Raw genomic sequence first — 13,258 nt, 5'->3', positions numbered from 1 at the left:
TTTAAAAATAGAAGAAAGGGGATCGGAATATGCGTTTTGTTGATGAAGTTTATTCGCTTTATCGAGATGAGTTGGAAGGGGACGAAGAGACCGCCGTAAACATTGTACTCAGTATCCTAGAAGAACAATCACGGGCAGATATTTTGCAATTGATTGAGGAGATGGGTGACGATGAGGTCATGCAAATGCTCGGTGTCTATTTGGTGGAAATGTTGAAGATGAAGATGGTGCAAGACGGGAAGATCGTCTTCAAAAAAACCTCTCCTCAGTCGTCACAAGTACACTAATTTTGCAGGAAGGGATTTCATCTGAATTCATTCTCATATACAATGAAAGAGTTGCTGTCAGATTAGAAAGTAGAGATAGAGGAGAGGTCAGATGAGCAGCTTGGAAATGTGGGTCGAGGCGATTATCCTCGGCTTGGTGCAAGGTTTGACTGAATTTTTACCCATCAGTAGTTCGGGGCACTTAGTGATAGCGGAAAAGATACTGGGAGTAGACGAACCAGATCTTGCTTTTGAATTGCTTCTTCACTTTGGTTCACTCATTGCAGTTTTTGTTTTTTTCTGGAAAGACATTCTTGATATTTTGCTCGCACTCGTACGGTATCCGTTCACCCGGAAACACGATGACAAGAACCCCTTTATGATGGGGGTCTATCTGCTTATTAGCACAGTTGTTACGGGAGTGATGGTGGTCTTGTTCCAAGATACATTGGACCAACATGCCAAATCGCTACCGGTGATAGCGGGTTCTCTCTTTATCACAGGAATTTTTCTGTGGTGGTTGGATGGAAAGAGTGGAAGCAAGCGTTCCGGAGACCTACGGTTTTCTGATGCACTCGTCATTGGGCTCGCTCAGGGCATTGCACTCATTCCGGGAATTTCACGGTCGGGTGCAACCGTCGTGGCCGGTCTGATGAGAGGGTTGGACAAGAAGACGGCACTTAACTATTCTTTTCTATTGGCCATTCCCATTATTGGTGGGGGAGCCTTGTTAAAACTCTTGGAGTACTTTGAAGATGGTGGAGGCACCTATTTCTCTGTCGGGCCCTATGTGGCAGCGGTTGCCGTTTCGTTCTTATCCGCTGTCGTAGGGATTAAGTGGTTTATGAATTTAATGGATCGGACACGCTTACGTCCGTTTGCCTTGTATTGTTGGGGTGTGAGTGTGGCTATCGTCATTTCCTTTGTTGTATAGGGCGAACCCCTGCTAGCGCTTATACATATCGTATAAAGAGCGGGAAGTGATAGGAGGGGTTGGCGATGGTGCGTGTTACACCCATGGAAGTAGACGGGCAACAAGTTGTGGGAATCGAAGTGGATCTTCCGAAAACCACCTTGTTGGTCCTTTCTACTGAGAAGGGATATATTATGTGTGGTGCGCTCGATGTTGCGTTGCTCAATGCGAAGCTTGCTGATCGGCAAATTCTTGCGGGACGAGCGGTAGGCGTTCGTAGTTTGGAAGATTTATTGGAGGCACCATTGGAATCGGTGACGATCGCGGCAGAAGAGCGTGGTATTACTGTAGGAATGTGTGGTCGTGAAGCCATAAAAAAGTTGAGATAATGGAGTTTTTTCGAAAAAGCGGTTCCTATCGATAGGAACCGCTTTTTGTATGGATGATGAATGGATTAGGTCATCCTTACTTTTTTTATTAAAGGAAGGATTTTCAATAAAAAAAGAGAAGAATGGAAGTCGACCATAAATAAACAAGCACATTGTCATGTGAATAGACCAATAAAAAAACTGAGGGTGAAAGGTGATAAATGACTAGAACGGTGGAGACATAAGAGATGCAGGAGGTGTTTTCAGAGACTTGGCTGTATTGATGGTTACGACAGGGGGTGGAACACAGAGTACAATGAGTATTTTTCGCGGATTTGAAGGTAATGGATGACGGTTGTTGTAACGGAGAAGGTGCAAATGGCTAGGTTAGTTTCTTGTTCTTAAAGGTATACTCCTGTTCATTTGGGATTATTTCTTTACTAATTTTTATTTTTGCTTCATCAGAGAGTAACACTCTTAAGATAAATTTAACCATATATTCTTTTATTGGTTTTTAAATTATGGAAAGGATTATCAAAGATTATGTCGAAGTGATACTTGTGAAGAAGATGGAAAAATAGAAGGAAGAAAGAGAGAAATCTTACTCATTCGACGTGAAGGAGCATATATCCAATATGATGCCATAGACATGAATAGGATGGTCTTAAAGAGAATAAAAGGAAATGATAATTCCAAATTTCTTTGATCCAGGTGATTGAGGGAGGATTGCAGTTCATGGGTTTACGTAGGCGACTTGCGTATATTCTAAGAAAGATAAAGATGAAAAGGGACTCCTCTCGTTGGCAGGCGCCTTGGAAGAGAAAGCTATGGAGAGGTTCCATTCTATTTTTGAAGGGATTCGCCTCGTTAACGGCCCTATTGATTGCGATCCCCATTATCTTTTTTACCTACCTATATTACACGACAGACTCTGTACCTTCTGAGCAGATGAATAACATTCAATTTGGTTCCACTATCTACGATAAAGATAATGAAGCGATTGGGGTTCTTGGTCCACGACGTGAACATGTAAACATGGATGAGGTTCCCTCAAAAGAGATGTTGATGAAGACATTCGTGGCAGTAGAGGACCGTCGTTTCTACGATCATGGTGGAATCGACTACAAGGGTTTGCTACGTGCTTTTAAAACCAATATACAAGAGATGACTAAGGCAGAAGGGGCGAGTACAATCACCATGCAGGTGGCACGTAATGTGGTGATGGGGACTCGTAAAAAAACATATGAACGAAAAATCAATGAATTGGTGATCTCGAAGAAAATTGAAGCCGAGTATAGTAAAGATGATATCTTGGAAGCGTATTTAAACTATATTCCCTTTGGCAATCAAGTGATGGGTATTCGTATGGCAGCAAAGGTTTACTTTGGTAAAGATATTACCCAAGAAAAGTTGGAACCACAGGAAGTTGCTTTATTAGCGGGTTTGCCAAAGGCTCCTACTAACTATAACCCGTACAAGGATCCCGAACGGGCAAAGGAAAGGCGGAATGTCGTTCTTTTTATTATGGCGCGCGAAGGACTTATTGCCCAAGAGGATTTAAAAATGTACCAAAACAAAGAATTGGGAATAAATGATGACTACTATGATCGCTACTTCGATGCCGAATATCAGAGTTATACCCATTACATCCTCTTAGAAGTACAAGAACGGTATGGGTTGACAGCGGAAGAAGTAACGACGGGTGGTTATGCGATTTATACGAGTTTGGATCCTGCTATCCAAGAAACGCTGGATGAAACACTAAAAGATGACGAGGTCTTCGATCATCACGAAGGTATTGATGCAGGAGCGACCATCTTGGACCCGAAAAAAGGTGAGATTTTGGCCATTGGAGGCGGTCGCTATTACATGCGTACTGTCGCTGAAAGCGAAGAAGAGCAAGCTAAAAAGGAAGAAGAGAAAAAGAAAGAGAAAAAAGCGGTCTCTTTGCCCAATGAGCTTAATTTCATGCCTAGTTTTCCTTTGCGATCGATGGAAACCCGTGTTCAACCCGGAACAGCGATTCGTCCTCTTTCCGTCTATGCGCCATTGATTGAGGAGAAACAGTACAATGAATATAGTATTGTGCAAGACCCTGCTACCTTTTCTGTCGAGCAGTGGGAGCCACAGAATGAAGGTGGAACGGCATATGGAAACGTCTATCTGAAAGAGGCGGCTGCCAAGTCCTTAAATGTGAGCTCCGCTTGGTCAATAGAAGATCAGCTTGGGGTGAAGGTTTCTTCTAATTATGTGGAACGATTCGGCTTGTCCTTAAGTGAGATGGAGGAAGCTTCTGTCGAGGTGTTGTCGATGGGTCATACAAAAGAAGGCGTAAATGCGGTAGACATGGCAGAAGCGTATATTCCATTTGCCAATAATGGGATTGCCATTGAAGCACATGGCATTCGGGATATTAAATACAATGGAGAAGAGTACGAGCTGAAAGAGGTCAAAGAGGAGCAGATGGTAGATGACAAGACGGCTTATTATATGACGCGTATTCTTCAGCACCATGTGACCACAGGTGAAGGACGGGAGGCCCAAATTGAAGGACACGAAGTGGCAGGATTTTCCGGAGCGAATGGGGATTACTCCGCCGGTTGGTTTATTGGCTATACTGATCGCTACTTGATGTCATCGAACGTCTTTAAAATGAATGGGAATATGAAAGTGAAGGGTTCTCACTATCCGGCCAAGCTTTTTCAGGTTGTTATGACGGAGGTACTAAAGGACGAGGAAAAATCTCACTTTGCCAATCCCGGTGTGCAAGAGCCTGTTCCTCCTTTTCAATTACAACCCGTTCCCTGGCTTACTGCCGAGTACCGTGCTCGCAATCACGATATTATACTTAGTTGGAAGGATTATCATCCGCGGGTTCAGTATCGCGTGGAACGTTCCTTGGACGGAGTTCATTGGGAGGAGATAGGGTTTACGAGTAAGGATCAGTTTATTGATTCCGCCTTAAAGCAAGGTTCGATTGCCTATTTTTACCGTGTGGTTTCGTTGGACACGGATCAGCCTCAACAATCTGGTCGATACTCCTATACAGCAGGAGTGACGTTGCCAACTCTGTGGGTTATGGATTCTGAGGAGAATCAAAGAGGAGCAAGTGGCGAACACAACGAAGAAGAGGAGAGAAGAACTTCCTCACCGCCAGTGCGTGAGGCGGGGGTTGACGAAGAAATAAGAGAAGAGCCAACAGAGGAAGAACCAGCTTCTGAGGATGAGGAAGCATCGGAAGAAGAGCCACCAAGTGAGCCTCCCGAACAGGAACCAGGGGAGAGTAATTCAAGTGGTGGAGCACAACAGCCATCATTTGCTGTTCCTGAGTCTGAAACCCTTAATAGTGAGGGAAGGGAAGACGAGTAAAGGGTCAGGGAGAAAGGAAGTAGAGATTTTCCTTTTTCAACAAAGAGATACTTAAACACGATGACGTGAGACACGCCTCTTAAAAGGCGTGTCTTTTTAGAGAGATTTTTCGAATCTCTTCGGTTAAAATGGAAAAGAATATAGCCTTACATAGTAGGAGGTCTTTTGAAAAACGATGGAAACACAATTTGAGCTTATTTTGGTTTTGTTAGCGATTGCCTCCGCAGTGACAGCTGTTGCAAAGAAATTAAATATTGTTTATCCAATCGCTTTGGTTATCTCCGGAACAGTAATCGGATTGATCCCTATTACTGGATTGGAAGAATTAAAAGATTTTGTGGCTGAAGATGAGGTCTTTCGTTTTGCTGTTATCTCTATATTCCTCCCTGCTCTGTTAGGAGAAGCCACACTTAAATTGCCTTTCTCTCATTTGCGAGAAAACAAATGGCCGATTTTATTGTTGGCGATTGTAGGTACACTGATCTCTTTCGTATTGATCGGCGTGTTGGCCATGGAGTGGATCGGCTTATCCATCGCCTTGGCTTTTACCTTTGCCGCATTGATGGCAGCAACAGATCCCGTAAGTGTATTATCCATATTTAAAGGGCTGGGTGTGGATCATCGCTTATCCACCATCATGGAAGGGGAAAGTTTGGTTAACGATGGGATTGCTGTCGTCCTCTTTACGATCTCGTCAACTAGCCTGTTGGTATACGTAGATGCGGGTGTGGTCGGACTTGGCATGGGATTATGGAAATTTCTCATGATGGCGGTTGGTGGTTTGGCTATCGGAGCAGTATTTGGTTATCTTTTTTCACAGCTGGTTCGTATTTACGATGACTATCCTTTGGAGATCATTTTCTCGATGATCCTGTTTTATGGCGTATTCTTTGTTGCTGAGCATTTTCATCTTTCAGGTGTCATTGCAGTTGTAACAGCAGGTCTCATTTTTGGTAATTACGGTGCTAAGATTGGCATGACGCCGACGACCAAACTAAATATCGGTACTTTTTGGGATGTACTAGCTTTGCTTGCCAACTCACTGGTTTTCTTGATGGTAGGATTAGAAATTAACCGCATTGATGTGAGTGATAAATGGGGTATGGCTTTGCTGGGAATAGTGGTTGTAGTAATTGCTCGGAGTGTAGCGGTCTATGCCAGTATCGGCTTCTTAAAGAACATTCCATGGAAATGGAAACATATCGTTAACTGGGGCGGACTGCGTGGCTCACTTTCCATTGCCCTTGCGCTTAGCTTACCCACCGATTTTCCGGGGCGGGAAGATGTCTTGATCCTCGCTTTTAGTGTCGTTTTGTTCTCATTGATTATTCAAGGTTTAACGATCGGCCCCTTAGCGCGTTTCTTCAAATTGAAGAGTAGTAGTCAACAGGAGGCCCACTATGAGGAAGAGATTGCCCGCATTCAACGCTCCCTAGCTGGGGAAAAGGAATTGGCAAGGATGAAGGAGCAGGCACTCATTTCTCCTACGATGTATCAAAAATTAAAGCAGCAATACCAGGAGCAGTTACAAAGTGCGCGTCTTGAGATTGAGCGTCTGTATGAAGAGCGCCCAGAACTTCAGGCAGAACAGAGTGAACGTGCTATCAGGCAAGCGCTCTATGCAGAGCATGAAGCCATTCATGAACTGGAACAACATCATACAATTTCGTTGGATGTCGCAGAGCGACAACGGACAGAGATCATTGACCGGTTGGAAAAGTTGGAAACGAAGCAAGAGAAGTAGTTCGTATATAAGGAGCGGTTTTTCGGTAGAAACAGACGAATTCTAACTCAAGAAAAGTATTTCTCCTACTCAACGCAAACGCCATGAGTGGACGCTTACTTCCATCAGCTTTGATATCGTGGGAGTATGGCAGAAACCATGGCGCTTTTCATTTCTACAGTTTTGCATGTTGCATCCATGGAAAGGAGATTTTCTATCTTGAATAGGCTAGCTGAAAAAGTGGATCAAGCTTTATTTCATAGTGGTTATGGCAATCTGTTCGCCGAAAATAATATTACACCGTTAGGAGAAGGGGCATGGCATCAAGCCTATCTCTTGCAGTTAGCTAATGGAAAAAGTATGGTGATTCGCTTTCCCAAAAAAATAGCTTACGGCAAGGAAGTTGAATACAATGAAGGATCCCTTTTGTCGGAGTACGCAAGTGTTCAAGCTTATTATCAGGTAGCGAACCAAGCAATGGAGGGAATTTGTCCACAAGAGTATCATTATCAAGTGGACCCAAATCTTACTTTTACGATTGAGAGTTACATGGGAACTCCACTATCATTATCCCGATTGACACCGAAGAAGTCTTTTTCCATTGGTGAACAGATAGGTCATTTTTGTGTGCGCTTGTCTAAAGTTTCGTATGAATTAGAAGAGGCAGGGGAGCTTAAATGGAATGGACAAACAGTGAGCGGTGTGAAAAAGCAGGATCGTGATTGGCTTTTACAACAAGAAAACGCCGAACTCTTCTCCATATTGGATGAACTGAAGGAATACGGAGTTGACTTTGCAACTTCGTCAATTGAGAAGAAAATACATCAAATTGTAAAAAGACGTGAAAGTGAAGCTTTATCATTAAATAATCAAGATCTCTCCCCGGAAAATTTGGTTTTCCATCAAGGTCGAATACATGTTATTGATCCTTTTCCCATCATTCACCGTTCTGCCGCCTGTATGGGGGATTTTCTCTGTAATTATCGAATACTTTTCCCGAGTTATGCTCATGTTCCGCGGTATCAAAAACATCATTTTGATCGTTACCACAAAGTTCTACAATTCATTGCAGAAGGCGCTTTTTCAAGCTTTGTCTGTAAAGATGATCGACGCGCTACCCTGGTACAGGATGAAATGTTCATTTCCCTGCTCCGATTGACGGGGGATCATGTGAAGACGCTTCGACAGAGAGATTTGGAGAAAAAAAGCGATGATGAAACATATCTTCGTATGGGAACGAAGAAGGAGATTGTTGCTCGCATTCCTTTGTATATAAGTAGACTGGAGGAGCAGGCTATTAAAATGAAATATTAATATATAAATACTTAAAATGGATAAAAAATTTATCTCTTGATTTAAAAGCTATGGGAAATAAACATTGACAATGATAGAAAGGAAGACTTATAATGATCTATTGTTAGCCCTCTGATTTGATCTAAAATGACACCGAGGTGTTCATAAATGAAAAATAGACTAAAAAAAGTAGTGAAACGGATAGTAAAAACGAAGGCGATGCAGATGTTGTTGAGGCCTTCGTTTTTAAGGCAACATACCTGGCTAGGGCGGTACTGTCAACGAGAACTGACACCAAGCCTGGCACGTATGATGCAAAGATTTGTTAAAGTTGAGAAGGGGAAAGTTTTATCTCTTGGCTCTGGTGGTGTTAGCCCGCTTCAATATAAGCTTTTGAAAAAACAGCTAAACGAGTACGAGGGATTTAAAATACGTCGCTATAATAATTATTTTGGACAGAGTATTATCACGCGCTTGATTCGGATGCCATACTTGATGGCATCAAGCGAAATTATACTAGTGGAAGATGTTTGTCGCTTAATTAAATATCTGGAGAGAAAAGATGACCAAATCATTATCCAAACATGGCATGCACTTGGTGCTTTTAAGAAGTTTGGTCTGGCCAATGTAGATAACTTGGTTCGATTAGATAAAGAAGATACAGATGAACTACAGATTATCCACGTTTATGATTACGTGCTTGATCCAGGAAGAAAGTTTCGAGAGAAATACCAGCAATCTTTTGCACAGGGGAAGATCGTAGAAGGTGTCTTTAATCCTCGAGTGGACCTACTCTTTGATGAAGAATATATTAACGAGAAAAAAGAACAACTTTATGAAAAATACCCTGAACTAGAGAATAAGAAGGTATTATTATACACTCCGACTTACCGTGGCTTTTCCAAACGAGGAAATGCTGAACACTTTATGGATTTTGATGAGATCTTAGATAAGCTGGACGACGACTATGTACTTGTATTAAAAAAGCATCCATCGATGAAAAAATCGGGTTATCAATTACCCAGTGAGCGAAACGCACACAAATTCTTTGATATCAGTAATGTGCATGTGAATAATTTGATGTTAATTGCAGATATACTCATCAACGATTATTCCTCTACCTTCTTTGAGTTTGCTTTGTTAGGAAAACCGGTCATCTTTTTTGCGAAAGACCTTGATCATTATTTGGATAGTCGTGGATTTTACTTTGATTATCAGTCTTTTGTTCCAGGGCCTATCTGTCAATCGGAGGAAGAGTTACGGCAGGCGATCGAGATGAACTTGGGGAACAATCAATATGTTACGCGTTTTGTTGAAGAGTACTTTGGTGAAGTTCCGAGCAACAGCGCACAGCGTCTGGCCATGTTTATAGTAGATTTCATTAATCGTGAAGGACAGGAATATGTTCGTTTTAAAGAGCAAGAAGTACTACCCATTGAGTACCAAGAATATAAAGCAGTTTAGTTTCCCACTAAAAAAAGAGCCGTTCTCGGCTCTTTTTTTAGTGGGACTCAAGGTCCCATTTCATAACGGTTTTAAATTGGTGTTTTCCAGCCTGGCTAAAGGCTTGATGAATGTCATCTAATTTTTTGACGGGCTGGATATATGAGACGCTTTTCGCGATATGCTGCTGTACTAAGGAAGAGCGCTCCATGAGATCCACTACGTCTTTAAAATCTTGATAGGTGGAGCGATGGCTTGTCAGAATAAGAATTCCTTTTTCCATCCAGCTACGTGTGTTTACATGGAGCTCTTGTTCACTTACACCTAGCATAAGGATACAACCAACAGGCTTTACGATATCGATTGCATTGGTCATGACTGTTTGTGTACCATACCCTCCGACAGCTTCTACAACAAGGTCAAATTCGTTCTTATAGTCCATGTCTTGATGGAGAATGGTTTCATCTGCAAAGGAAAAAGATTCCAATTTATTGGGAGAGCGACCTATAACTGTAATATGGGCATGTGGCAAGTATTCCCGTAATAAGAGGGCAGTCCAAAAGCCCACAGATCCCGTCCCCCAAACAGCGATTTTTTGCGGAGTACGATTATAGAAACGCTTGAGGCGTCTAACGGCTTGCATGGCGATGGTTGCCACTTCGATTACCGTTCCGTATTGCGGATCAATATTAGTAAATTTCACTAGGTTATTTCTGCTGAGGGGTAATAAGGTCTGCATGCATCCATCAACGGAACTAGACATAAAGGTACTTCCAGGATAATCATAATTATACTCATCCTCAAGTGGCGAGACATGCCTGGAAATAGGGACCACAGCAACATTGTCTCCTTCTTTGAAGTCAGGGTCATCACTAAATACAACATTCCCCACTGCTTCGTGAATCAAGACAAGCGGTAGCTTCTTTTTTAACACTTCGCTAGGACGATCCCCGTAATAGTAACGCAAGTCAGCGTTACAAACAGATAAATAACTGGGCTTTACAATTACCCCTTTTTTTTCGATATCAACCGTTTCTGTTTTCAGCTTTTCTGGTACATAAAGCTGTACTTTTGTGCTTTTCACGCTTCCCACTTCCTTAAGTGTTCTTTAATTAAGTTTGCATCTTCTGGGACCGTTACCTTGTGAATGGGGTAATCGGTTACGTAGAGAGTAATCTCACAACCTGCCGCGGCCATGAGAGAACAGGCGCAGGTATAAGGAGTGTTCTCTCCTCCTACTCGCTCGTATGCATGAATGTAATCACGCGCTACGAATGATTGGGGGGTAACTCCAGAAAAGAGGCGGTCGCGATCAATGAAGTTTGTTGTCCCATCTTCATTCTGATAAAGCATGGTGTCATATACACGCTTCACTGTATCCACTGTTTTCCCAGGTTGGACGAGCTCTAGGTTTTGTTTGATCACTTCTTTTGGTAACAGAGGGCGAGCGGCGTCATGACTCACAATTTTCGCTTCATCGGTATCAAATTGGCTGATGGCGAATTGTACACCGTTGTATAGGGACTCTTGTCGTGAAGAACCACCAGCACATACGTGAAGTTTCTCTTTTTGTTCAGCAAAATATTGATCGATCATGCTTTTTCCGAAATCCATGTAGGATGGTGAAAAAACAATGACGATGTGGTCAAGAATGTCTGCGCTCAGCATCGACTGAATTGTATAGTATAAAATGGGCTTTTGGTCGATATGAAAGTACTGTTTGGGTTGGTCGGATTGAAAGCGATTGCCGACCCCTGCTGCTAGTATCATTCCGATATGGATTGGAATCATCCCCTTACTTTATAGAAACCCCTGTGAGGCTATTCGTAGAACCTACAAAAGGATCATATCATTTCCTAACCTTATCCTCACACTAACATGATCTTCTTTACACACAGATAATATTAGCATTAACCCATATGACTGACAACAAATAGATGGGAATGCGAAAGTGATTCTATTCTGACTATAAAAAATACTCTTCCCCACAAATAGGGACGTGGGGAAGAGTATTTTGCTTCTTTGATTCGGGAGAGAGCGATTGATTCTTGCTAGGGTAAGTTAGTATCGCTCTCCTACAGCGGCTCCGATGGGGGCCCATTCATTTACTCGTTGTTTGTCTTGCTCGGTTATGGGAACTTGCAAGGCATCGATGTTTTGCTCGAGATATTTCACACGCTTGGTGCCAGGGATGGGGACGATCTCTTCTCCTTGAGCGACTACCCAAGCCAATGCGAATTGGGCGGGTGTACAACCTTTTTCCTGAGCGATCTCTTCGATTCCTTGTACAATCGCTAAATTTTGTTTGAAAGCATCTTCTGAGAAGCGTGGATTATAGCGTCTCCAATCGGTTGATGGAAGTTGTTCTCTGTCTTTGAGTTGGCCAGTTAAGAAGCCACGTCCAAGAGGACTATAGGGGACAAAGCCAATTCCTAATTCACGGCAAGTGGGGAGAATCTCTCTTTCTACTTCTCTTGACCAAATGGAATACTCTGTTTGGAGTGCAGAGATGGGGTGAGTCGAATGGGCTTTCTTTAGCTCCTCGACCGTTACTTCGGATAAACCCAGGTAACGAACTTTTCCTTCTTCGACTAAACGGCTCATTGCCCCGACGGTCTCTTCAATAGGGGTATGCGGATCCACCCGGTGTAGATAATAAAGGTCAATATAATCGGTGCCTAATCTTTTTAAACTCGCTTCGCATGCTTCTTTCACATAACGAGGTGACCCATTATAACCCAGTAACTCTGTTTTGTTACGCACTCCCCCAAATTTAGTGGCTAAGATAACTTCTTGTCGAATAGCAGATAAGGCTTTTCCAACAAGAACTTCATTGGTTCCCATCCCGATCTCATCGTTATATCCATACACATCGGCAGTATCAAAGAAGGTAATTCCTTTTTCCAGCGCACGGTTAATCGTTTCAGTGGCGGATGCTTCATCACCGGGACCATAAATCTCTGTCATTCCCATACAGCCTAATCCAAGAGCAGATACTTGAAGGCCTTGGGAGCCCAAACGCTTGCTTTCCATAGACGCCACTCTCCTTATCATGCTAATGTCTGCTTGCAAAAAAAGTGTAACACAGTCCCGAAACTAAGTAAACTAAAAAAATATATTTAGTTCATTTCGTTTTTATTTACTCGCCACTTTAAATAAGGTACAATCCATTTAATGGAGGAGGATCTGATCATGACATTAGGAGAACAACAAGTAAAGTGGATAGAGAAGGTCATTCCTTTTATACGGAAGAATGGATTTCGCAAGATGAATATGGATGAAATGGCTTCCTATATGGACATAAGTAAAGCCACTTTGTATAAATACTTTTCTTCTAAAGAGGAAATCATTCAAGTTACGGTAGATATGTATATCGAGTATATTTCTCAATCTGGTGCGTTTTTAACCCGAGAGATTGATGACCCGCAAAAGTTTCTTGATCAATTCCAGCAATCATTTATACAGATACTTAATATGCTCATCTATATATCGGATGCCTTCTTAACGGACCTTCATCTTACTTATCCGGACCAGTTTGAACGTTTGTTTGGGGAAAGAAAGAAGTTTTATCGTGCTCTATCTGACGCCTATGAGAGAGGGATAAAAGCGGGTGTTTTTTATGTTGCCCATACAGGACTGATGTTCGAACAAGATGAGTTGATGATGAGAAAGGTGATGGATTCATCCTTCTTATTGGAACATGACTTAACTTTGAAGCAAGCGCTTTTGCACTATTACCATCTAAGAAAGCAACAGACCATTCTAGCACCTTGGCTTCCTCAAGTGGATGATCATCCTCTTGAGGAAGTATTGGATAAAGTGATGCGAAAGATGTCAACGTGAACCCAATGGGATTTATACGAAGAAACCTCCTAGCCAAATG

Annotated in this window: 11 protein-coding genes; 8 read left to right on the top strand and 3 right to left on the bottom strand. The window is 42.4% G+C overall.

Annotated elements, in window-relative coordinates:
• Nucleotides 1–29 precede the first annotated feature (29 nt).
• The 7 genes from AC6RGY_RS14865 (at nucleotide 30) to AC6RGY_RS14835 (ending at nucleotide 9,396) form a co-directional block, all read left to right on the top strand.
• On the top strand, nucleotides 30–287 hold the full coding sequence (locus tag AC6RGY_RS14865) for a DUF6154 family protein (protein ID WP_499864260.1): 258 nt from the start codon (nucleotides 30–32) through the stop codon (nucleotides 285–287).
• 91 nt (nucleotides 288–378) lie between these two features.
• Nucleotides 379–1,200 (top strand): undecaprenyl-diphosphate phosphatase, encoded by an 822-nt coding sequence (locus AC6RGY_RS14860; RefSeq protein WP_499864258.1) that lies wholly within the window; start codon nucleotides 379–381, stop codon nucleotides 1,198–1,200.
• 65 nt (nucleotides 1,201–1,265) lie between these two features.
• A complete protein-coding gene (locus AC6RGY_RS14855) occupies nucleotides 1,266–1,568 on the top strand; it encodes a YunC family protein (protein ID WP_499864256.1) in 303 nt (100 codons plus the stop codon).
• 714 nt (nucleotides 1,569–2,282) lie between these two features.
• Nucleotides 2,283–4,916 carry a transglycosylase domain-containing protein gene (locus AC6RGY_RS14850; protein ID WP_499864255.1) on the top strand — a complete coding sequence of 878 codons (2,634 nt, stop codon included), beginning with the start codon at nucleotides 2,283–2,285 and terminating at the stop codon, nucleotides 4,914–4,916.
• A gap of 175 nt (nucleotides 4,917–5,091) precedes the next feature.
• Nucleotides 5,092–6,660 carry a cation:proton antiporter gene (locus AC6RGY_RS14845; RefSeq protein ID WP_499864253.1) on the top strand — a complete coding sequence of 523 codons (1,569 nt, stop codon included), beginning with the start codon at nucleotides 5,092–5,094 and terminating at the stop codon, nucleotides 6,658–6,660.
• Nucleotides 6,661–6,858: 198 nt separating this feature from the next.
• On the top strand, nucleotides 6,859–7,953 hold the full coding sequence (locus tag AC6RGY_RS14840) for a hypothetical protein (protein ID WP_499864252.1): 1,095 nt from the start codon (nucleotides 6,859–6,861) through the stop codon (nucleotides 7,951–7,953).
• A gap of 147 nt (nucleotides 7,954–8,100) precedes the next feature.
• Nucleotides 8,101–9,396: a CDP-glycerol glycerophosphotransferase family protein gene (locus AC6RGY_RS14835; RefSeq protein WP_499864250.1), complete on the top strand. Its 1,296-nt coding sequence runs from the start codon at nucleotides 8,101–8,103 to the stop codon at nucleotides 9,394–9,396.
• A 37-nt stretch (nucleotides 9,397–9,433) separates the two neighbouring features.
• Here AC6RGY_RS14835 and AC6RGY_RS14830 read toward each other — a convergent pair whose 3' ends face one another.
• From AC6RGY_RS14830 to AC6RGY_RS14820, 3 genes are all read right to left on the bottom strand, one after another.
• Nucleotides 9,434–10,459 carry an alcohol dehydrogenase catalytic domain-containing protein gene (locus tag AC6RGY_RS14830; protein WP_499864248.1) on the bottom strand — a complete coding sequence of 342 codons (1,026 nt, stop codon included), beginning with the start codon at nucleotides 10,457–10,459 and terminating at the stop codon, nucleotides 9,434–9,436.
• Nucleotides 10,456–11,166 (bottom strand): IspD/TarI family cytidylyltransferase, encoded by a 711-nt coding sequence (locus AC6RGY_RS14825; protein ID WP_499864246.1) that lies wholly within the window; start codon nucleotides 11,164–11,166, stop codon nucleotides 10,456–10,458. Before AC6RGY_RS14825 ends, AC6RGY_RS14830 begins: the two co-directional genes overlap by 4 nt.
• Nucleotides 11,167–11,436: 270 nt before the next feature.
• Nucleotides 11,437–12,408 carry an aldo/keto reductase gene (locus AC6RGY_RS14820; RefSeq protein ID WP_499864244.1) on the bottom strand — a complete coding sequence of 324 codons (972 nt, stop codon included), beginning with the start codon at nucleotides 12,406–12,408 and terminating at the stop codon, nucleotides 11,437–11,439.
• A 159-nt stretch (nucleotides 12,409–12,567) separates the two neighbouring features.
• Here AC6RGY_RS14820 and AC6RGY_RS14815 point away from each other — a divergent pair, with 159 nt between their 5' ends.
• Nucleotides 12,568–13,218, top strand: a complete 651-nt coding sequence (locus tag AC6RGY_RS14815; protein WP_499864242.1) for a TetR/AcrR family transcriptional regulator — start codon at nucleotides 12,568–12,570, stop codon at nucleotides 13,216–13,218.
• Nucleotides 13,219–13,258: the final 40 nt, after the last annotated feature.

Source organism: Mechercharimyces mesophilus (assembly GCF_059818345.1).
This window is presented reverse-complemented; position numbering and strand designations above follow the sequence as displayed.

What these genes read in the sequence shown, in the direction of transcription:
- AC6RGY_RS14850 (WP_499864255.1), top strand. Translation starts at nt 2,283, where the DNA reads ATGGGTTTACGTAGGCGACTTGCGTATATTCTAAGAAAGATAAAGATG.
- AC6RGY_RS14855 (WP_499864256.1), top strand. Translation starts at nt 1,266, where the DNA reads ATGGTGCGTGTTACACCCATGGAAGTAGACGGGCAACAAGTTGTGGGA.
- AC6RGY_RS14820 (WP_499864244.1), bottom strand. Translation starts at nt 12,408, where the DNA reads ATGGAAAGCAAGCGTTTGGGCTCCCAAGGCCTTCAAGTATCTGCTCTT.
- AC6RGY_RS14815 (WP_499864242.1), top strand. Translation starts at nt 12,568, where the DNA reads ATGACATTAGGAGAACAACAAGTAAAGTGGATAGAGAAGGTCATTCCT.
- AC6RGY_RS14835 (WP_499864250.1), top strand. Translation starts at nt 8,101, where the DNA reads ATGAAAAATAGACTAAAAAAAGTAGTGAAACGGATAGTAAAAACGAAG.
- AC6RGY_RS14865 (WP_499864260.1), top strand. Translation starts at nt 30, where the DNA reads ATGCGTTTTGTTGATGAAGTTTATTCGCTTTATCGAGATGAGTTGGAA.
- AC6RGY_RS14825 (WP_499864246.1), bottom strand. Translation starts at nt 11,166, where the DNA reads ATGATTCCAATCCATATCGGAATGATACTAGCAGCAGGGGTCGGCAAT.
- AC6RGY_RS14860 (WP_499864258.1), top strand. Translation starts at nt 379, where the DNA reads ATGAGCAGCTTGGAAATGTGGGTCGAGGCGATTATCCTCGGCTTGGTG.
- AC6RGY_RS14845 (WP_499864253.1), top strand. Translation starts at nt 5,092, where the DNA reads ATGGAAACACAATTTGAGCTTATTTTGGTTTTGTTAGCGATTGCCTCC.